A 19,215-nucleotide genomic window follows, 5' to 3' on the forward strand; every position below is an offset into this window, starting at 1 on the left:
GCGGGACACCATTCGGTCCGCGGGAATCGTCCACCGCGGCGGCAGCCCGTCGCCGCGGTGCGATAGTGGTCCGGTGAGCACCCCCGATGCCCTCCACACCCACCTCTTCGGCCCCGCGGACGGCCCGCCGATTCTCGCCCTGCACGGCCTGACCGGGCACGGCCGGCGCTGGCGGAACCTCGCCGAGACGTACCTGCCCGACCTTCGGGTGATCGCGCCGGATCTGCGCGGGCACGGTCGGTCACCGTGGACACCACCGTGGAGCTTCGAGTCGCACGTCGCCGATCTGTCGACGCTGCTCGACACGCACGACACCGGACCGGTCACGGTCGTCGGGCACTCGTTCGGCGGCGCGATTGCGCTGCACCTGGCCGCCACCGCGCCCGAGCGGGTGCGCTCGTTGGTTCTGCTCGACCCCGCGATCGGGTTGCCCGGCGACCGACTCCTCGAGGTCGCGGACCTCACGGTCCGGTATCCCGACTACACCGATGCCGCCGAAGCGCGGTCCGAGAAGACACACGGTGACTGGGCCGGGGTCGCTTCGGACCTGCTCGACGAGGAGATCGCCGAGCACCTCGTCGAACACGACGACGGCCGGGTCGGTTGGCGCATCTGCATTCCCGCGTTCGTCGCGTCGTGGGGCGAACTCGCGCGTGAACCCGTCCTGCCACCGCAGGGGGTGCGCACGATCCTCGCGCGTGCCGGGAAGGTGCAGCCGCCGTACACCTCCGACGAGTTCCGGAGGGCCCTCACCGACCGCCTCGGGCCGAACCTGACGATGCTGGAACTGGCCTGCGATCACATGATCGACCAGGAGTTGCCGCAGCGCACCGCCGAGTTGATCCGGTCGGTGCTGTAGATGCCCACCACCGACGAACAGATCGAGAAGGTCCGCGCACTCGTCGCGTCGATCCCTGCCGGTGCCGTCGCCACCTACGGTGACGTCGCCGACGCGGCCGGGTTGTCGACTCCGCGAACGGTCGGCTGGATCATGCGCACCGACGCGGCTGATCTACCGTGGCACCGTGTGGTTCCGGCATCCGGCCGTCCTGCCGCGCACCTGTCGTCCCGGCAACTCGCGCGACTCGCACTCGAGGGTGTCCCGATCACCGGCGACCGGGTCGATGTGAAACGTGCTCGTCACCACTTCTGACAGGGGGAACGAGCGCGGACGAGGCCCGGTCGGGCAGCATGAGCGTATGTCCACGCCGCCAGTCCACGAAGCCGTCATCGTCGCGGGAGGCCGCGCCACACGGATGGGTGGCCTCGACAAACCGGCCCAGATCGTGGCCGGCAGACGGATGCTCGACGCGGCCGTCGCCGCCGTCGCCGGCCTCGACCGGGTCACCGTGGTCGGACCGCCCCGGGACGGACTGGGCGCATCGGTGACGCAGGTGCGTGAATCACCCGCCGGCAGCGGTCCCGTCGCGGCGCTCGCCGCGGCCCGGCCCGCCGCGGACGTCGTGGTCACGTTGCCGTCGGATCTGCCGTTCGTCACCACCGACACCGTCACCGCGCTGCTCGACGCGCTGCGCACCGCACCCGACGCCGACGCGGCGTTCGCCGTCGACGACACGGGCCGGGTCCAGTTCCTCGTCGCGGCGTGGCGGGGTGCCGCGCTGGCGTCGCGGCTCGCCGCGCTCGGCGATGTCGTGGACCGCCCGGTGCGGGCACTGTTGCCCGACCGCCACGTCACGGTCGCGGCGCCGGGGATCGACGATTGCGACACCCTCGACGATCTGGCGCGTGCCCGCACCGGTGCCCGCGACCACACCGAGGCACCCGGTCCCGCCAGGGCACGCACCCTGGTGCGGAATGCGCAGCGGCGGTTGCCCGTCCGCACCGTTCCCCCCGCGGAGGCATTCGGCACGACCCTCGCGACACCGCTCGTCGCCGCGGGGGCGCTGCCACCCGTCGCGACCTCCGCGATGGACGGGTACGCCGTCGCAGGCGACGGACCGTGGTCGCTGCGCACGGAGATCCGCACCGCCGGGTCCTCGGGTCGGGTCGTACTCGACGACGGGCAGGCCGTGCGGATCGCGACCGGCGCTCATCTTCCGCCCGGCGCCACCTCCGTCGTGCGCGATGAATTCGTCTCCGTCACCGGCGCTGTCGTGACGCTGCTGCCGGATGCGCCGCGACGCGACGACGCGCGTGCGGTGGGTGAGGACTGGCTTCCGGGAACACTGCTGGCCGATGCGGGTGTGTCCGTCACCCCGGCGGTGGTGTCCGCGGCGTTCAGCGGCGAGGTCACCGCGCTGGACGTGCGCGGCCCGCTGCGGGTGCACCTCGTGATCACCGGCGACGAGATCCGCCGCACCGGACCGCTCGAGCAGGGTCAGACCCGTGATTCCCTCGGCCCTGTCCTCCCGAGATTCGTCGAGTGGTGCGGCGCACGGGTGTCCGGTGAACAGCACCTGCGCGACACGGCCGACGGCTTCGACGTGCTGCTGCGCGACACCGTCGACACCGATGCGCTGGTGATCGTCGGTGCCACCGGTGGCGGCGCCGCCGATCAGCTCCGCGGTGCGCTGGACCGCGCGGGCGCCGAGATCGTCGTCGACCGGGTCCGGTGCAAACCCGGCGGATCCCAGGTGTCGGCGGTACTGCCCGACGGGCGGGCCGTTCTGGGACTGCCCGGTAATCCCGTCGCCGCGGTGGGAACCCTGATGGTCGTGCTCCCGGCCGTCGTGTGCGGACGCACCGGACGCGCATCCGCGGCGCCGCTCGTCGCGCCGCTCGTCAACGCCGGTGATGTCGCGGGTGATCGCACCCGCCTTCTTCCCGCATACCGCGACGAGGAGGGACGCTGGTTGTGCGACAACGCTGTCCGGACATCGCATCTGGCCGGACTGATCGGTCGCGACGCGATTGCACTGGTGCCGCCGCACGCGGTGGACGGTGACGACGCCGAGTTCCTGCCGTTGCCGGGCTGACCGACGTCAGGAGCGGACGGCCGTCCACGGCAGGGCGGCACCCGCACGGTACCGACGCAGCACGAGATCGACGATGTCGGCGTCGACACCGAGCGGTGCTGCGACTCCGTCCGCCCCGGCATCGTGGAGTCGGGCGTGGAACAGACCGTCCGCGAGCAGATACGACGCGATGAACACCCTGCGGGCCCCCTGCGCTCGCAACGCATCCACCGCCTCGGACACCCTCGGCTCGGCGGTCGCGACGTAGCCGACGCGCACCGTGGTGCGGATCAGGCTCGACAACATCCGCGCCGCGCACCGCACGTCGCGCAACGCCCGCGGATCGGACGAGCCCGCGGCGGCCAGCACGACGGCGTCGCCATCGCGCCACCCGACCTCACGCAACCGGCGAGCGAGGACCCGCGCCAGCACCGGATCGGGTCCGAGCGCATCGGTGACGGTGACCGCGCGGTGACCGCTCTCGGCGATCTCCCGCGGAACATCGGTGTGCACGTGATAGCCGGACGCGAGGAAGGCGGGGACGACGACGGTGGGCCGGGAGTCGTCCCCGAGCACCTCCGCGGGGGACGGGCCGAGCACGTCGACGAACGCGACCCGTGCCGGCCCCGCGGTGCGGGACACCTCGGATGCGAGGTGGGCGATCATCTCGACCCCGCGGGGATTACGGGTTCCGTGGGCGACGAGAAGCAACGCCGGATCGGTGGTGATCATGAATCCTCCAGGTCTACTGCCAAGCGGTATCCGCGCTTGACGACGGTCTGCACGATCGCGGGCGCCCCCAGCGCCGAACGCAACCGGGCCACCGCGGTTTCGACGGCGTGGGTGTCGCCCCCGCCGCCGGGGAGGACGGCGAGCAACTCCTCACGGGAGACCACACGGCCCGGTCGCGCCGCGAGTGTGCGGATCAGGGCCATTCCGGCCGGTGCGAGACACCGCATCTCGTCGTCCACGACGACGCACCGGCCGCGCAGACCGAGGGTGTGTCCCCCGGCCCGGATCCGTACCGCGCGGCGCGGGAGTTCCTCCGCGATGTGGCGGGCGAGCGATCCGAGCCTCGCCCGTGACGGCATCGTCACGGGCACTTCCAGTTCGACGAGCGGTGCGGCGGTCACCGGTCCGACACACACCGCCACCACGCCGGTGCGCATCCCCTCGAGCATCGGGTCGAGCATTCCGGTGTCCTTGGCGCGCATGAGCAACGACGCGACGGCCGGCGCGCTGGTGAACGTGACGGCGTCGATCGACTGTTCGGCGATCCGGTCGATGAGCCGGTCCAGCCCCGCCGGGTCGTCCGGAGGTGTCCACCGGTACACCGGAACGGCGACGACGTCGGCGCCGGCCTCCCGCAGCGCCCGGAACAGGTCGGTACCGGGTTCCCATTCGGTGCGCTCGCCGTGCAACTGCACGGCGATCCGCTTGCCCTCGACGCCCTCCGCCAGCAGATGCTCGAGCAGTTCCGCGGACGATTCGGATTCCGGCGACCATTCCTCCCGCAGTTCCGCCGCGCGGATCGCGCCGGTGACCTTGGGGCCGCGGGCGAGGATCCGGCTGGTGGACAGTGCTGCGGCGAGTTCGTCGGCGAGACCCCAACCGTCCGCCGCCCCCATCCAGCCGCGGAACCCGATGGCCGTGGTCGCGATCGTCACGTCGGGTGGTGTGTCGACGATGCTGCGGGTGACCCGTTCGAGTTCGGCGTCGTCGGACAGCGGGATGATGCGGATCGCCGGCACATGGACGATCTGCGCACCCCGCCGCTCGAGCAGCGTCGCGAACTCCTCTGCGCGCCGCGCGGCGGTCACGCCGATCGTGAATCCGTGCAGCGGGGTGTTCGCCGAGCTCACGAATCTTCGCCGACGACCGTGGCGTTCAGATCGCTCCGGGACCGGATCCGGCTGTGCACCTGCACGACGCCCGCCCACACCCGCACGTCGTAGACGGGCAGGTGGGTGTCGGGATCGTCGAGGCAGCGACCGTCGTCCAGCGAGAACACCTGCTTGAGCAGCGGTGACGCCACGGTGGGTTCGCCGGCGCGATCGCCGACGATCCCGCGGGACATGACGGCGGCCCGCCCGAACGGGTCGATGTTCCCGACAGCGCGCAGCGTACCGTCGTCCAGCAGGAACAGGGCGACCTGCTCGCCGCCGCGCAACAGCACCGCGACCCCGCGGCCGGGAATGAGCTGGCTCATCGGGCACGCCGACGTCCATTCCATCCGCCGGTCGAGCACGCTGGCGCGCGCAGCCACTTCGGCGGTCCGGGTATCGGTGATGGTCATGTGTCCTCCCTCGGCAGGTTTCCCCGAAATTCTCTCGGTGCGGTGTTTCGGCCGCGTTACCCTCCGGTTGTCGCCGGGTAATCGTCGTCGACGGCCGGTGATGTGGATTACTCCGGCGCGTCGGTGCGCACCGTCGGCAACCCCATCAGCACCGGAACCTTGCGGGCGCCCGAGTCGTCGAACTGCACGGTCGGATCGGCCTCGTCGGGCGCGTTGACGAAGGAGACGAACCGCGCGAGCTTCTCGGGGTCCTCGAGGACACCGGCCCACTCGTCCTTGTATCCCGCCACGTGCTTGGCCATCGCCGCCTCGAGTTCGTCGCCGATGCCGAGGCTGTCCTCGCAGATGACCTCCTTGAGGTGATCGAGGCCGCCGTCGAGGGCATCGAGCCACGGCGCGGTGCGCTGCAACCGGTCGGCGGTACGGATGTAGAACATCAGGAACCGGTCGATGTACTTGACGAGGGTCGCGTCGTCGAGGCCACCGGCGAGCAACTGCGCGTGCTTGGGCGACTGCCCGCCGTTGCCGCACACGTACAGGTTCCAGCCGCTCTCCGTGGCGATCACACCGACGTCCTTACCGCGGGCCTCGGCGCATTCGCGGGCACAGCCGGACACACCGAACTTGAGCTTGTGCGGCGACCGCAGCCCCCGGTACCGCAATTCGAGCTCCACGGCCATCCCCACCGAGTCCTGCACGCCGTATCGGCACCACGTCCCGCCGACGCAGCTCTTCACGGTGCGCAACGACTTGCCGTACGCCTGTCCGGATTCCATGCCCGCGTCGACGAGCCGCTGCCAGATCTCGGGCAGTTGTTCGACGCGGGCGCCGAACAGGTCGATGCGCTGTCCACCGGTCATCTTGACGTAGAGGCCGTAGTCGCGTGCGACCTCACCGATGACGATGAGCTGCTCGGGGGTGCATTCACCGCCGGGCATCCGCGGCACCACCGAATAGGTGCCGTTCTTCTGGATGTTCGCGAGGAAGTGGTCGTTGGTGTCCTGCAGGCCGGCCTGGCTGCGGTGCAGGATGTGATCGGAGTCGGTGGACGCGAGGATCGATGCGACCACCGGCTTGCAGATGTCACAGCCGGTGCCGGTGCCGTGCTTGTCGATGAGGGCCGAGAAGGTGCGGATTCCCGTGGCCTGCACGATCTGGAACAGTTCGGCGCGGGACTGCTCGAAGTGTTCGCACAGGGCCTTGGACATCTCGACACCGGACGACGCCAACAACTGCTTGATCGTCGGCAGGCAGCCACCGCACGTGGTACCGGCGTTCGTGCACGACTTGATCTGCGCGATGTCGCAGGCGCCGTCGGCGATCGCACTGCAGATCGTGCCCTTGGTGACACCGTTGCAGGAGCACACCTCGGCGTCGTCGGGCAGCGCACCGGCACCGGGCTTCTCCCCCGCCGGCGAGATCAACGATGCCGGGTCGCCGGGGAGTTCCCGTCCCACGAGCGGGCGCAGGGAGCCGTACGCGGACGCATCACCGACGAGGATGCCCCCGAGCAGGATCTTCGCATCGTCGGAGACGACGAGCTTGGCGTAGGTGCCCTTCGCCGAGTCCGACAGCACGACCTCGAGCGCACCGGGGGTGCGGGCATGCGCGTCACCGAAACTCGCGACGTCGACACCGAGCAGTTTGAGCTTGGTGGACATGTCGGCGCCGGGGAACTCGGCGGTGCCGCCCAGCAACTGGTCGGCGACGACCTCGGCGGTGCTGTACCCGGGGGCGACGAGTCCGTAGCAGACCCCCTCGACGGCGGCGCACTCGCCGACCGCGTACACGCTGTCGTCGTTGGTGGAGCGGCACGCGACATCGGTGAGGACACCGCCACGCTCGGCGAGGTCGAGTCCCGCCTCACGGGCGAGTTCGTCGCGGGGACGCACGCCGGCGGAGAACACCACGAGCCCCGCATCGATGACGGTGCCGTCGGACAGCGACACGGCCAGCCCGTGCTCGCCCTCCTCGATCTTCTCCGTGGCGACACCGGTGTGCACGACGAGACCGAGCTGGGTCACCAGTCGGCCGAGGAGTTTGCCGCCACCCTCGTCGACCTGCGCCGGCATCAGCCAGTTGTTGTACTCGACCACGTGCGCCTTCACGCCGAGCCCCCGCAACGCGTTGGCCGCCTCGAGGCCGAGCAGTCCGCCGCCGACGACGATGCCCGCGGTGCCCGCTTCCCGGGCGGCGTCCGCGGCCCTGCGGATACCGTCCAGGTCGTCGAGGGTGCGGTACACGAAACAGCCGGGCAGGTCACGGCCGGGGATCGGTGGCACGAAGGCGTACGACCCGGTGGCGAGGACCAGCGCGTCGTAGGGCAGGGTCTCACCGGCACCGGTGGTGACGGTCCGCGCGTCACGGTCGATCGTGGCGGCCCGGGTACCCAGGCGCAGGTCGACGAGCGTGTCCTCCGGGTAGTCGTTGCCGGCGAGGGCGAGTTCCTTGCGGTCCCACGAACCGACGTACGACGACAGCCCCACACGATCGTAGGCGGGATCGGATTCCTCGCACAGGACGGTCACCGACCACTGGTCCTGCTCGTCGCGGGAGCGGAGCGCCTCCACGAATCGGTGTCCGACCATCCCGTGTCCGGCGACGACGACGTTCTTGCGGCTCATGGTTTTCTTCTTTCTCTCACTGCTGCGGTCTGCCGTGGCTGTGCGGCGTACCAGGTCTCGACTCGGTCGACGTTTCAGGTGGTTGGGGCGGGTGGATCAGGCGGTCGCGTGGGTCGTCGGCACGTTCTCGGCGGCGGGGCGGGGCGGACGCAGGAACACGGCCCACGTGATCGCGATGCACGCCAGGTAGAAGGCACCGAACACCCAGAACGCGAGCGTCGCGGATTGGGCGGCACCGGAATAGGAGGCCCGGAGCACCAGGTTGATGCCGACTCCACCGAGACCACCGATCGCACCGGCGAACCCGATGAGCGCCCCCGACATCGTGCGCGACCAGGCGGCACGCTCGGCACGGTCCAGACCGTCGAGGCCCTGCGCCTTCGCCTCGAAGATCGACGGGATCATCTTGTACACCGACCCGTTGCCGAGGCCCGACAGCAGGAACAGCCCGATGAATCCCAGCACCATCGCGGTCATCACAGCGCCCGACGCCGCGCCGTCCGTCGCATCGTCGATGGTGCCGGCGACGATGAGCACACCGGCGGCGAGGGTCATGGCGACGAAGGTCCACACGGTGATGCGGCCACCACCGACGCGGTCGGCGAGCATGCCGCCGATCGGGCGGGAGATCGATCCGAGGAGCGGACCGATGAACGCGATCTGCGCTGCGTGCAACGCGGCCTGCGCGGCGGTGTCACCACCGGCGAGGAAGTTGATCTGCAGAACCTGACCGAAGGCGAAGCTGAACCCGATGAACGAACCGAACGTCCCGATGTACAGGAACGACACGACCCACGAGTGTCCGAACCTCAGGACCTCACCCATCGCCCGCAGATCGGCCTTCTGATCACCGAGATTGTCCATGAACAGGGCCGCCCCGAGCGCCGCGACCGAGCAGAGCACGAGGTACACGGCGCACACGATCCACGGTTCGGTGTTGCCGACGGTCGCGATGACCAGCAGGCCGAGCAACTGCACGACGGGCACACCGATGTTTCCGCCGCCGGCGTTCAGGCCCAGTGCCCACCCCTTGAGGCGTTGCGGGTAGAAGGCGTTGATGTTGGTCATCGACGACGCGAAATTGCCGCCGCCGACACCGGCGAGCGCCGCCACGAGCAGGAACGCGGTGTACGAGAAGCCCGGGTTGAGCATCAGGTACAGGGTGGCGAGAGTCGGAACCAGCAGGATCAGCGCACTGAAGATCGTCCAGTTGCGTCCGCCGAATCGGGCGGTGGCGACGGTGTAGGGGATCCGCAGAACGGAGCCGATGAGTGTCGGCACTGCGACGAGGAAGAACTTTCCGGCCGCGTCGATGCCGTACACCTCGGTCGGCATGAACAGCACCATCACGGACCAGATCGACCACACGGAGAAACCGACGTGTTCGGCGATGACCGACCAGATCAGGTTCCGCCGCGCGATGCGTTCACCGCCCGCCTCCCACGCATCGACGTTCTCGGCGTCCCAATCCGCGATGTAGTGCTTACGGGCGAACTTGGCTTGCAGCGTTTCTTTCTCGGCGATGGATGTGGTCACGCGTCACCTCTCTCGGGTCCGACGATGAACCCAAGGTAGGTACGCGGTGTTGCCGCGGTGCTGCCCTCGATGACCTCCGCGTCACGAGTTCCTCACGTTCCGCCGGTGGCCTCCGTGAGGGTGTGATGCACAGCTCAGAGCAGTAATCGGACGAGATCGGTGGTGTGCGCGAGACCGGGAAACGCTTCCTCTGTCGACCGCGGGTGCAGCGCATGCACAGCGAGACGGAAGATGGCCGCGCGCAGCAGCATCTGCGGCCATTCGGGCAGATCTTCCCACCGACCGATCAGGGCGTCGTCGGCGCCACCCCACGAGAGCGCGTCGACCACCGCCACCGCAGCGGCCCACGACGCCGGGCGCCAGTACGGTGTGATGTCGGTCAACCCCGGCGCCGCACGCCCCGCGAACAGGACGGTTCCGAACAGGTCGCCGTGCACGAGCTGATCCGGCAGATGTACCGGTTTGCGGAACGTCGCGAGCTGATGGATCAGATCCAGACTCTTGCGGCCGTCGGGGGTCACCGTCTCGGGTGCGCCCGCCGCGCGGGCGGACCGCAACGGCACGGTCTCCCACGCCGCCCTGTCGGCCGCGACGAACACGTCGACATCCGCCCACGGCGCGACCGGCGGCTGCATCAGGAATCGGGGGCGTTCGAGTTGCGAGGTCGCCGCGTGCAACCGCAGCGACAGCGAGACCACCTCGTCGTGTCGCGGCTCGGAGGTGCCGACGATGTACGTGTCGGCCCGCCACCCCGAGACCACGTACCGCCCGTCCGTGGCGCGCACCGGCCGGGCCAGACGCACCCCGTCGACGGTGAGGGTCTCCCGCACCTTCGCGGACCAGGCGGCACGCGCGTGATCCGCGACACGGGACAGAACCACGTCGCCGCAGCGGAAACCGCCGTCCCAGTCCGCGCCGAGCGGGACCGGATCCACGTCACGCAGACCGAACGTGGAGCACACGTGCTGTGGAGGTTGGAGTGAGCTCACGCCGGTCACCGTACCGTCGCGTCCGGCACACCCCGGGGAGGCACTCCGCCGGGGCCGATCACAGCTTCGCAGCAAAACACTCGCCGGACACCCGTCGTTCAGTACACCGGCAGCGACGGATCGACCTGCTGCGCCCAGGCCAGCACACCGCCGTGCAGGTGCAGTGCGTCGGCGAACCCGGCGCGTTCCAGAACCTGCAACGCCTCCGCGGACCGGATCCCCGTCTTGCAGTACAACACGATGCGGCGGTTCTGCGGCAGCTCCGCGAGAGCCTCACCCGAGACGATCCGATCCTTCGGGATCAACTTCGCGCCCTCGATGTGCACGATGTCCCACTCCACGGGTTCACGCACATCGATCAACTCGACGTCGCCGTCGGTATCGAGGAGATGGCGCAGTTCGCCCGCGGTGATCGCGGCGCCACCGGCCGCCGCCGCCGGGACACTCCCGCAGAACGACGCGTAGTCGACGAGTTCGGTGACCGGAACGCGCCCCGGATCCCGCCGCAACGTCACCGTGCGGAACGTCATCGCGAGCGCGTCGTAGATCATCAATCGGCCGAGCAACGACTCACCGATACCCGTGATCAACTTGATCGCCTCGGTGGCCATGATCGTGCCGACCGTCCCCGGCAACACCCCGAGTACCCCGCCCTCGGCGCAGGACGGCACGAGACCGGGGGGCGGTGCGTCCGGGTACAGGTCGCGATAGTTCAGGCCGAGCCCGTCCGGCGCGTCCTCCCAGAACACCGAGATCTGCCCCTCGAAGCGGAAGATCGACCCCCAGACGTACGGCTTGCGAGCGAGGACGGCGGCATCGTTGACGAGATAGCGGGTGGCGAAGTTGTCGGTCCCGTCGAGGATCAGGTCGTACTGCTCGAACAACCCCACCGCGTTGTCCGCGTCGAGTCGCTCCGGATGAAGCCGCACCCGCACCGTGTCGTTGACGGCGAGAATGCTGTCGCGGGCGCTCTCCCCCTTCGGCCGGCCGACGTCCGCACCGCCGTGGACCACCTGTCGCTGCAGATTCGACGTCTCCACCACGTCGTCCTCGACGATGCCGATCGTCCCCACTCCCGCCGCCGCCAGATACAGCAACGCGGGTGAACCCAGCCCACCGGCACCGATGAACAGGACCCGGGCGTTCTTCAACCGTTTCTGTCCGATCACACCCACATTCGGGATGATCAGATGCCGGCTGTAGCGGGCGATCTCCTCGCGGCTCAGCTCGGCGGCAGGTTCCACCAACGGCGGCAATGCGGTCACGGTGCGCTCCTCGGCAGGGTTCTCGGGGCGGGGTGCCGTCATTGTCCCACCACGCCGCGCACCCACCGACGCCCGCTCACGCCCTGCACCCACCACCGCTCACGCTCTGCACCCACCACCGCTCACGCTCGGGGATACGGCCACGGATTGAACCGGCACTCCTTCCCGTCCGGGGGCACCACCCCGCCCGGATCGAGCCTGGCGATGTCGTCGTTCGACGTACCGAACGTCTGCTGCATCATGATCGGTGCGAGCCCCCCGTCCGTCCCGCACGGATCGTGCTGGGCGAATCCGATGGCGTGCCCGACCTCGTGGTTGACGACGTACTGGCGGTACGAACCGATGTCGCCGTGGAACGAGATCGCGCCCCGCACCCACCGCGGCTCGTTGAGCAACACACGATCCAGGCCGGGGTTGTAGCAGGACCCTTCGAGCGGGATGTCGAACCCGCAGAACTGCCGGACGGTCATCTGCGACGTCAGCGACACCCGGAAGTCCGGCGACCCGCCGTCCACTCGCCGGAACGCGAACGCCCGGTCCGCGGTCCAACTGCGCGGATCCGCCAGGGTCTCGTCGACCAGTCGCGCGACGGCCTGGTCGCCGCCGTACGCGGCGGTGTCGACGCCGTCCTCCACCTCGACGGTGTACGTGAACACCTGTGTCTCCCCCGAACCCACCTGCTCGCTCGTACCCGGAACGACCCGCCACGTCCCCGCACCCGACTCCGTGAACGCTCCTCCGTCCGGCAGCGCACCGGACGCGAGATCCTGCGGGAACGCCCCGTCCGCGGCCGGGGCACGCGCGGCAACGGTCTCCGCCGTGCCGTCGTCGCCGCCCGCCGGCGCCACGCCCGGAGCCCGCACCGCATCCCAGACCACCAGTACCGTCGCGACGGTGAGGATCGGAACCGCGTACGCACGCCAACCGTAGGTCGCGACGAAACGCCCCAGTGGGCTCTGCTTGCGCACCTTCCGCTCCGGTCGGGGCCGCCGAGGCCGGTGCGGCTCGCCCGACACCGGATCCCACTGAGCACGCAACGGCTGGTGCGATCCGTTGCGCGGTGTCGGATCGGCGCGGGGCCCACTCGACCGCGCCGCGATCGACTCCGTGCGTGAATCCCCCTGCACACCGTCCTCCGACTCGTCTGTGCGCACTCCTCCTCGGTCGGTCACGGGTGCCAGAATGTCACATCGCCGAGGATCGGACCGTCGGTCGCCACGGGATTCCCTGCTCGACCACAACAGCGGATACTCGACGGTAGGGCGTTGCACCTGCGCGCACCGCCGACCTGTAACCTGCAGAGATGATTCGCATCGCAGTGGCCGCCGTCACTGTCGGTGCACGCGCAGAGTGGGAGCAAGCATGACCGAAGTCGCCGCCCGAGCGTCCCGGAAGGAGAACGCCATCGGCACCAAGCGCGGTGCGCGGATGCCTCGGGACGAACGCCGCGCCCAACTGCTCGAAGCCGCCAGTGAGGTGTTCGTCACCCGCGGGTACCACGCGGCCGGGATGGACGAGATCGCCGACTGCGCCGGCGTCAGTAAACCGGTCCTCTACCAGCACTTTCCCGGAAAACTCGAGTTGTACTGCGCCGTCCTGCAGAACTACGTCGACGTCCTCATCAACGGCGTCCGGCAGGCCTTGCGCTCGACCACCGACAACCGTCAACGAGTGCGCGCCGCGGTGCAGGCGTTCTTCGATTTCGTCGACAACGACAGCCAGGGGTTCCGGCTGGTGTTCGAGTCGGATCTGATGGGTGAACCGCAGGTGGCGCACCGGGTGGAGCAGGCCACCGAGGCGTGTGTGGACGCGGTCTTCGATCTCGTGGCCCACGATTCCGGTCTCGATCCGTATCGTGCCCGCATCCTCGCGGTCGGGCTCGTCGGGACGAGCCAGTTCACCGCTCGGTACTGGCTCGACGCAGCCCGTCCGATCCCCAAGGAAGACGCCGTCGACACGACGGTCGCCCTCGCTTGGGGCGGGCTCAAGACGGTCCCCCTGCAGCCGGAGCTGCGGCAGCGCTGACCGCTGTCAGTTCGCGGCGAAGCCGACCTTGCCGACGCTGGCGGGTCCGATGTCGACATAGGTGATCTTCGCGGCCTGCACGAGAACCTTGCGGCCCTTCTCGTCGACGAGGGCGAGCACGCCGCCGTTCGCGCCACCGAGCGCGGCGGTCACGAGAGCCTCCACCTCGTCGGGCGTCTGTTCGCTGACGACGACGACTTCGCGCGGGCTGTCCGCGACACCGATCTTGACCTCCACGAGGACCTCCGAATCTCCGGGTGTACTGCCTGTCACGGTCAGGCTAGTGCAATCCGAGCACTGCCATCCGTTCGGCGTGCTCCACCTGCATCCGGTCGATCAGCGCCGCGATGTTCGACAGATCACCCGACGCGAGGATGACGAGTTCGGCGAGTTCCTCGCGTTGCGCGAGGACGTACTGCGCCTGGGTGATGGCCTCCCCGAGCAGCCGGCGACCCCACAGCATCAGGCGGTCCTTCTGCGTCGCACTCCGCTCGACGACCGCCCGCACCTCGCTCACCACGAACTCCGAGTGCCCGGTCTCGGCCAGCACGTCACGGACCACCGCTCCGACCTCGGGGTGCAGCAGCGTCGCGATCTCCCGGTAGAAGTCGGCGGCGATACCGTCACCGACGTACGCCTTGACGAGCGATTCGAGCCACGTCGAGGGTGTGGTGGACGCGTGGTAGTCGTCCAGGGCGCGACGGTACGGCTCCATCGCCGCATAGATGTCGACGCCCCGCTCCTCGAGTGCCGTGTGCAAGATCTCGTAGTGACCCATCTCCGCGGCAGCCATCTGCGCGAACGCCACCCGGCCCCGCACCGACGGCGAGAACCGCGCATCCTCGGAAAGCCGGTAGAACGCCGAGATCTCGCCGTACGCGAGCACCGCGTAGAGTTCGGCGACCCCCGGATGATCGGCGGGCACGGTGTGACCCGCGGGCGACGGTCGGTGCGGTGTTGCGGACGGCGATGCTTCGGCTCCCATGACGACAGAGCGTAGTACCACCTCGCCCGATACGGGGTGCCGGTACAATGGGCGAGGAAGACCGCGCTTCGCGCCGCTCACCGCGGCCCGCGGTCTCCGCCGATAATGTGCGCGCACCCGTTTGAGGATCGCTGCCGCGCTCGCGAGCACCCGCCCGGTAGCTCGTATGAAGACGCAGGCCGGTCGCCTTGTCCACCTCGTGCGTGCGTGCCGAGACCAGGAAGGCCAGACCCCTGAGCAAGATCACCATCGACCACGAAGACGACGCCAGCGACACGACCGTCTCCGCCCAGCTCGATTCCACCCACGTCGCCCCCACGTTCGGCGAACTCGGTGTTCGCGACGAGATCGTCCGCGCCCTCGGCGAGGTCGGCATCGAACGGACGTTCGCCATCCAGGAACTCACCCTCCCGCTCGCCCTCGCCGGCGACGACCTCATCGGTCAGGCCCGTACCGGTATGGGCAAGACGTTCGGATTCGGTGTCCCCCTGCTGCACCGCATCACCAGCGCCGACTCGGGAACGGCGACGCTCGACGGCACCCCCCGCGCCCTCGTCATCGTCCCCACCCGCGAGCTCTGCGTCCAGGTCACCGGCGACCTCGTGAACGCATCGAAGTATCTGCCCGGAAGCCGCAAGAACGGCCTCGAGGTGCTGTCCATCTACGGTGGCCGCCCCTACGAGCAGCAGATCGACGAACTGAAGAAGGGCGTCGACGTCGTCGTCGGCACACCCGGCCGCCTCCTCGACCTCGCCAACCAGGGGCATCTGATCCTCGGCAAGATCGGCGTGCTCGTCATGGACGAGGCCGACGAGATGCTCGATCTCGGATTCCTCCCCGACATCGAGCGCATCCTCGGGATGGTTCCCGACCGTCGCCAGACGATGCTGTTCTCCGCGACGATGCCCGGGCCGATCATCACGCTCGCCCGCACGTTCCTGAGCCGGCCCACCCACATCCGGGCGGAGGAGCCCCAGTCGTCCGCGGTGCACGAACGCACCAACCAGGTGATCTATCGCGCGCACGCGCTCGACAAGGCCGAACTCGTCGCGCGGGTGCTGCAGGCCGACGGCCGCGGCGCCACGATGATCTTCACTCGCACCAAGCGCACCGCGCAGAAGGTCGCCGACGACCTCGCCGACCGCGGCTTCGCGGTCGGCGCCGTGCACGGCGACCTCGGCCAGATCGCCCGGGAGAAGGCACTGGGCCGGTTCCGCGACGGCAAGATCGACGTGCTCGTCGCCACCGACGTCGCGGCGCGAGGCATCGACATCGACGACGTCACGCACGTCATCAACTACCAGTGCCCCGAGGACGAGAAGACGTACGTGCACCGGATCGGCCGCACCGGTCGCGCCGGCCGCACCGGTACCGCCATCACCCTCGTCGACTGGGACGACGTGCCGCGCTGGCAGCTGATCGACAAGGCGCTCGAACTCGGCATGCCCGACCCGGTGGAGACCTACTCGAGCTCGCCCCACCTGTACGAGGACCTGGGCATCCCCACCCAGGCCACCGGTCGGATCCGGAAGCCCGCCCGAACCCGCGACGACGCCGGCGAGTCGTCACGCGAGCGGCCCGCGCGCGGCGAGAACCCGTCGCGTCCCAAGCGCAACCGCGTCCGTCGACGCACCGTGCGCGGGAAGGTCGTCGAGGGCAGGCCCGCCGACGGCGCCGAAGCCGCGACCACCGAAGCCACGGGCACCGAGCCCACCGGCGGTCCGGCACAGTCGGCCACTGCGCCGAAGGACGGGCACGAGGAAGGTACGGCTCCGGCACGGCGGCGCCGGCGGCGCCGGCGGAAGCCCGCATCCGCGGACACCACGGCGCAGGACACCGGCGCAACCGACACGGTGTCGACCTCCTCGGCCGTCTGACACCCGTGCAGACGCCCGAGCGTCGCACGCGGACCGACCTGATCGTCGCCGCCGCGCTCGCCGTCACCGTCGCGGTGGCGGCGATCGTCGTGTGGGTGCGGTCCGACGCGCGCGGAACCACCTCGATCACCTGGGACGGCGCACCGACCGCCCCCGCCGCCGCGCAGTCCGTTCCGGACACGCTCGCAGAGATCTGGCGTGCGCCCAGCGGTGCGACCGATCGGCCCGCCGTCCTCGACGCGACCGTCGTCACCGCCGACGGCGACACGGTGGTGGGCCGCGATCCCGCCACGGGCACCCAACGGTGGAGTTACACCCGCAATCGTCCGCTCTGCGCCGCCACGAGCCACCGGGGCATCGTCGTCGCCGTGTACGAAGATCCCCGCGGCTGCGGTCAGACGACCGCGTTGCGCGGCGACAGCGGCGAGCGGTACACCGCGCGGTCCAGCGACACGGACGACGCGATCCGGCTCGTCGACGCCGGCAGTCACCTGATCGCGCTCGGTGGGACACGGCTCGAGATGTGGCGGTCCGATCTGGTCCGCACCGTCGAATACGGGCGGGTCGACGCACCGGTCACCCCGGGCGCTCAACCCCGCAGCGGCTGCGAGCTGCGCTCCGCCGCCGCCGGCTCCGAACTGCTCGCGGTCCTCGAACTGTGCCCGGGTGAGGCCGCCCAACGACTGACGCTGCTCGCTCCGACACCCGACGACGCACAGAAGCCCGAGCAGTACGCGTCGTCGGTGCTACCCGACGCCCCCGCCGGATCGACGGCCCGCATCGTCGCGGTCTCCGGGGAACGGGCCGCGGTGTTCGTGCCCGGTCACGACGGCACCACACCGCGCATCGAGGTGTTCGACCGCAACGGGAAGATCGTGGCCGGCCACGATCTTCCCGCCGGAACACCGGTCGGTGGCGCCGACACGGTCACCGTCCCCGCGCAGGATCTCGGGGGCCGACTCGTGTGGTGGACGGGCAGCGCCACCGTCGGACTCGATTCCGGTGATCTCGCGCCGAAGTGGACGGTGCCCGGGGCGACGGGGCGCAGCGCGGCGATGGCCGGCAAGCTGCTCGTTCCCGTCGAGCGCGGTCTTGCCGTCGTCGACCCGGTCACCGGGGAGGTGACGCGGACGATTCCGCTCCCGCCGGATTCCGGTGGTTCCGACGACTCGACGGACAGCGACGCCGTGGCGGTCGCGGTCCTCGGTGACATCGTCCTCGAGCAACGCGGCGGGAACGTCGTCGCCTACCGTTGACCGGCTGCGACGGATCCGGCGATCACATCGTCCGCGCTCAGACACTCACGGTGTAGGTGATCGGTTCGGTGCCGTCGACCCAGTGGGCCAGCAGGTTCTCGGCGAGCTCCCGGTAGGCGGTCGCGCCCTTGTTCGAACGACCGGCGAGGACGGTCGCGCCCGACGCCGAGGCCTCGGCGAACCGGACGGTGCGGGGGATCGGCGGCGACAGCACCGGAAGCGAGTAGCGGTCGGAGATGTCGGAGAGCACGTCGCGGCTGTGCGTCGTGCGGGAGTCGTACAGCGTGGGTAATGCGCCGAGCAACTCCAGATCCGGGTTCGTGATCTGCCGGACCTCCTCGACGGTGCGCAGCAACTGCCCGACACCGCGGTGCGCCAGCGTCTCACATTGCATCGGCACGAGAACCGAGCGGGCCGCGGTCAGCCCGTTGAGGGTGAGCACTCCGAGGGACGGTGGGCAGTCGAGGACGACGACGTCGAAATCGTCGACGATCGGCGCCAACGCACGCTTGAGGGCGAACTCACGGCCCGCGCGCATCAGCAGCAGCGCCTCCGCACCCGCGAGGTCGATCGTCGCGGGGAGCAGCGTCACGCCCTCCGCGGTGTCGACCAGGACGTCGCGTGCGTCCGCATCACCGACGAGCACGTCGTGCACGGACCGCTCGACCCGGTCGGGGTTGTGCCCGAGCGAGAACGTCAGGCAACCCTGCGGATCGAGATCGACGACGAGCACGCGCTGTCCGAGCGCGGAAAGCGCGGCCCCCAACGACGCGACCGTGGTCGTCTTGGCGACGCCACCCTTCTGATTTGCCACTGCAAGCACCGTTGTCACTCGACGATCCTCGCGCACTCGGCGCGTTTGCGCGAGAGGTGCGTGCCGTCGAGGGAGGAACGGGGGCGTCCACAACCCACCGTACCTCGTCCGACGAGGGCGACGCACCGTTCAGGATGCGCGCGGATCGCGATCCTCCGGTTCGGCGTCGGGTTCGACGTCGGGGGCGTAGTCACGGGCGAGCCATCGCGTCGTGGGCGGGCTGAACAACAACACCAACGCGGGCACCACCACGAACGCCATCAGCGTTCCGAGCAGCGGCTGGTGGGAGTCGGTGAGCAGAGACCACACGACGGGCAACAGCAGCAACTGCGCGACGACGGCAACGGACCGTCCCCACCGGGCCCCGCGCAGCAGGGCGATACCGGCGGCGAGGACGCCGCCGAACAGGATGGAGAGCCACAACGCGAACCCGTAGCCGTTGGTCACGGACTGGTCGTGCTCACCGGAGGCGGCTCGGATCACCGAGTACACGGCGAACCCGATCGCGACGAGGCCTTCGACGACGACGAGCTGCCCGGCGATACGGACCGTCGTCGGAACCTTGCTGCGGGGAGTTTCGGTGGACACCCGGCCAGCGTAGTGGACACGGGTACGACCACTTAGGCTGATACT

18 protein-coding genes are annotated in these 19,215 nt (G+C 69.8%); 6 read left to right on the forward strand and 12 right to left on the reverse strand.

The window, feature by feature from the left end:
* Positions 1-73: 73 nt before the first annotated feature.
* The 3 genes from LDQ05_RS06860 to LDQ05_RS06870 are packed head-to-tail and all read left to right on the forward strand — an operon-like array spanning position 74 to position 2,936.
* On the forward strand, positions 74-859 hold the full coding sequence (locus tag LDQ05_RS06860; protein WP_226436144.1) for an alpha/beta fold hydrolase: 786 nt from the start codon (positions 74-76) through the stop codon (positions 857-859).
* On the forward strand, positions 860-1,153 hold the full coding sequence (locus tag LDQ05_RS06865; protein WP_226436145.1) for an MGMT family protein: 294 nt from the start codon (positions 860-862) through the stop codon (positions 1,151-1,153).
* Between the two features lie 46 nt (positions 1,154-1,199).
* Complete coding sequence (locus tag LDQ05_RS06870) at positions 1,200-2,936, forward strand: NTP transferase domain-containing protein (RefSeq protein ID WP_226436146.1); 1,737 nt, start codon at positions 1,200-1,202, stop codon at positions 2,934-2,936.
* 6 nt (positions 2,937-2,942) lie between these two features.
* On the opposite strand, the gene LDQ05_RS06875 is transcribed toward LDQ05_RS06870, so the two are convergent.
* The 8 genes from LDQ05_RS06875 to LDQ05_RS06910 all read right to left on the reverse strand — a co-directional run bounded on the left by LDQ05_RS06875 (position 2,943) and on the right by LDQ05_RS06910 (position 12,797).
* A complete protein-coding gene (locus LDQ05_RS06875; protein WP_226436147.1) occupies positions 2,943-3,647 on the reverse strand; it encodes a sirohydrochlorin chelatase in 705 nt (234 codons plus the stop codon).
* Positions 3,644-4,777, reverse strand: a complete 1,134-nt coding sequence (locus tag LDQ05_RS06880) for a uroporphyrinogen-III synthase (RefSeq protein ID WP_226436148.1) — start codon at positions 4,775-4,777, stop codon at positions 3,644-3,646. The genes LDQ05_RS06875 and LDQ05_RS06880 overlap by 4 nt, the downstream gene beginning before the upstream one ends.
* Positions 4,774-5,211 carry a nitrite reductase small subunit NirD gene (gene nirD, locus LDQ05_RS06885; RefSeq protein ID WP_226436149.1) on the reverse strand — a complete coding sequence of 146 codons (438 nt, stop codon included), beginning with the start codon at positions 5,209-5,211 and terminating at the stop codon, positions 4,774-4,776. The genes LDQ05_RS06880 and nirD overlap by 4 nt, the downstream gene beginning before the upstream one ends.
* 107 nt (positions 5,212-5,318) lie before the next feature.
* Positions 5,319-7,835 carry a nitrite reductase large subunit NirB gene (gene nirB, locus LDQ05_RS06890; protein ID WP_226436150.1) on the reverse strand — a complete coding sequence of 839 codons (2,517 nt, stop codon included), beginning with the start codon at positions 7,833-7,835 and terminating at the stop codon, positions 5,319-5,321.
* A 96-nt stretch (positions 7,836-7,931) separates the two neighbouring features.
* Entirely contained in the window at positions 7,932-9,371 is a 1,440-nt protein-coding gene (locus LDQ05_RS06895) for an MFS transporter (protein WP_372461046.1), read from the reverse strand.
* Positions 9,372-9,505: 134 nt separating this feature from the next.
* Complete coding sequence (locus LDQ05_RS06900) at positions 9,506-10,360, reverse strand: TIGR02569 family protein (protein ID WP_226436151.1); 855 nt, start codon at positions 10,358-10,360, stop codon at positions 9,506-9,508.
* A 98-nt stretch (positions 10,361-10,458) separates the two neighbouring features.
* Positions 10,459-11,667: an adenylyltransferase/sulfurtransferase MoeZ gene (gene moeZ, locus LDQ05_RS06905; RefSeq protein WP_226436152.1), complete on the reverse strand. Its 1,209-nt coding sequence runs from the start codon at positions 11,665-11,667 to the stop codon at positions 10,459-10,461.
* Positions 11,668-11,747: 80 nt separating this feature from the next.
* Positions 11,748-12,797 (reverse strand): DUF3152 domain-containing protein, encoded by a 1,050-nt coding sequence (locus LDQ05_RS06910; protein WP_372461047.1) that lies wholly within the window; start codon positions 12,795-12,797, stop codon positions 11,748-11,750.
* Positions 12,798-12,987: 190 nt separating this feature from the next.
* Between LDQ05_RS06910 and fasR the strand changes: the two genes are divergently transcribed.
* Positions 12,988-13,650 (forward strand): HTH-type transcriptional activator FasR, encoded by a 663-nt coding sequence (gene fasR, locus LDQ05_RS06915; protein WP_226436153.1) that lies wholly within the window; start codon positions 12,988-12,990, stop codon positions 13,648-13,650.
* 6 nt (positions 13,651-13,656) lie between these two features.
* Here the strand turns inward: fasR and LDQ05_RS06920 are convergent, their stop codons facing one another.
* Together LDQ05_RS06920 and LDQ05_RS06925 are read right to left on the reverse strand one after the other, a co-directional pair.
* Positions 13,657-13,887, reverse strand: coding sequence for a DUF3107 domain-containing protein (locus LDQ05_RS06920; RefSeq protein WP_226436175.1), 231 nt, complete (start codon positions 13,885-13,887; stop codon positions 13,657-13,659).
* A 43-nt stretch (positions 13,888-13,930) separates the two neighbouring features.
* Positions 13,931-14,635 (reverse strand): ferritin-like fold-containing protein, encoded by a 705-nt coding sequence (locus tag LDQ05_RS06925; protein ID WP_226436154.1) that lies wholly within the window; start codon positions 14,633-14,635, stop codon positions 13,931-13,933.
* 203 nt (positions 14,636-14,838) lie between these two features.
* On the opposite strand from LDQ05_RS06925, the gene LDQ05_RS06930 reads away from it, so the two are divergent.
* Both LDQ05_RS06930 and LDQ05_RS06935 read left to right on the forward strand, forming a co-directional pair.
* Positions 14,839-16,512, forward strand: a complete 1,674-nt coding sequence (locus tag LDQ05_RS06930) for a DEAD/DEAH box helicase (protein ID WP_226436155.1) — start codon at positions 14,839-14,841, stop codon at positions 16,510-16,512.
* Between the two features lie 5 nt (positions 16,513-16,517).
* Positions 16,518-17,768 (forward strand): Rv3212 family protein, encoded by a 1,251-nt coding sequence (locus LDQ05_RS06935; RefSeq protein ID WP_226436156.1) that lies wholly within the window; start codon positions 16,518-16,520, stop codon positions 17,766-17,768.
* A 37-nt stretch (positions 17,769-17,805) separates the two neighbouring features.
* Here the strand turns inward: LDQ05_RS06935 and LDQ05_RS06940 are convergent, their stop codons facing one another.
* Complete coding sequence (locus LDQ05_RS06940) at positions 17,806-18,600, reverse strand: ParA family protein (RefSeq protein WP_226436157.1); 795 nt, start codon at positions 18,598-18,600, stop codon at positions 17,806-17,808.
* 111 nt (positions 18,601-18,711) lie between these two features.
* The gene (locus tag LDQ05_RS06945) at positions 18,712-19,170 is read right to left on the reverse strand and encodes a hypothetical protein (RefSeq protein WP_226436158.1); all 459 of its coding nucleotides are present in this window, start codon (positions 19,168-19,170) and stop codon (positions 18,712-18,714) included.
* Between the last annotated feature and the right edge of the window lie 45 nt (positions 19,171-19,215).

It is taken from the genome of Rhodococcus yananensis, from assembly GCF_020515525.1.
GTDB lineage: Bacteria > Actinomycetota > Actinomycetes > Mycobacteriales > Mycobacteriaceae > Rhodococcus > Rhodococcus yananensis.

What these genes read in the sequence shown, in the direction of transcription:
- LDQ05_RS06865 (WP_226436145.1), top strand. Translation starts at nt 860, where the DNA reads ATGCCCACCACCGACGAACAGATCGAGAAGGTCCGCGCACTCGTCGCG.
- LDQ05_RS06870 (WP_226436146.1), top strand. Translation starts at nt 1,200, where the DNA reads ATGTCCACGCCGCCAGTCCACGAAGCCGTCATCGTCGCGGGAGGCCGC.
- LDQ05_RS06875 (WP_226436147.1), bottom strand. Translation starts at nt 3,647, where the DNA reads ATGATCACCACCGATCCGGCGTTGCTTCTCGTCGCCCACGGAACCCGT.
- nirD (WP_226436149.1), bottom strand. Translation starts at nt 5,211, where the DNA reads ATGACCATCACCGATACCCGGACCGCCGAAGTGGCTGCGCGCGCCAGC.
- nirB (WP_226436150.1), bottom strand. Translation starts at nt 7,835, where the DNA reads ATGAGCCGCAAGAACGTCGTCGTCGCCGGACACGGGATGGTCGGACAC.
- moeZ (WP_226436152.1), bottom strand. Translation starts at nt 11,667, where the DNA reads ATGACGGCACCCCGCCCCGAGAACCCTGCCGAGGAGCGCACCGTGACC.
- fasR (WP_226436153.1), top strand. Translation starts at nt 12,988, where the DNA reads ATGACCGAAGTCGCCGCCCGAGCGTCCCGGAAGGAGAACGCCATCGGC.
- LDQ05_RS06925 (WP_226436154.1), bottom strand. Translation starts at nt 14,635, where the DNA reads ATGGGAGCCGAAGCATCGCCGTCCGCAACACCGCACCGACCGTCGCCC.